This window comes from Priestia sp. SIMBA_032, assembly GCF_046535215.1.
Taxonomy (GTDB): Bacteria; Bacillota; Bacilli; order Bacillales; family Bacillaceae_H; genus Priestia; species Priestia aryabhattai.
This window is the reverse complement of sequence record NZ_JAWRXD010000692.1, coordinates 1-271: the sequence shown is the minus strand read 5'-3', so window position 1 is coordinate 271 and position 271 is coordinate 1. Positions and strand designations below refer to the sequence as shown.

The following is a 271-nucleotide window of genomic DNA, read 5'->3' as shown; positions in this document are numbered from 1 at the left end:
ACCAGATGGATGGGCCGGGCGGTCGCAGGTCCGTCGGCGACGACGGCCAGACGTCCGGTGGGTGCGATGTTCTCGTGTGCTGAGACCAGTGCGGTCATGCCTGCAGAGGAAAGGAAGTCGACGGCCGAGATGTCGATGATGAGTCCGGTGGGGACCCCACTGATCGCTTCTCCGACGGCGTCGGACAACTGTGGGACCGTGAGTATGTCGATACTGCCGCGCACGGTCAGTACCACCAGGCCGCCGTGGCGGTCGGCGGCAATGGTCAGTC

1 protein-coding gene is annotated in these 271 nt (G+C 65.3%); it reads right to left on the bottom strand.

Annotation, left to right across the window (positions count from 1 at the left end):
* Positions 1 to 271 (bottom strand): STAS domain-containing protein (locus SB717_RS36040; protein WP_410907790.1); only part of this gene is annotated, 271 nt, incomplete at both ends.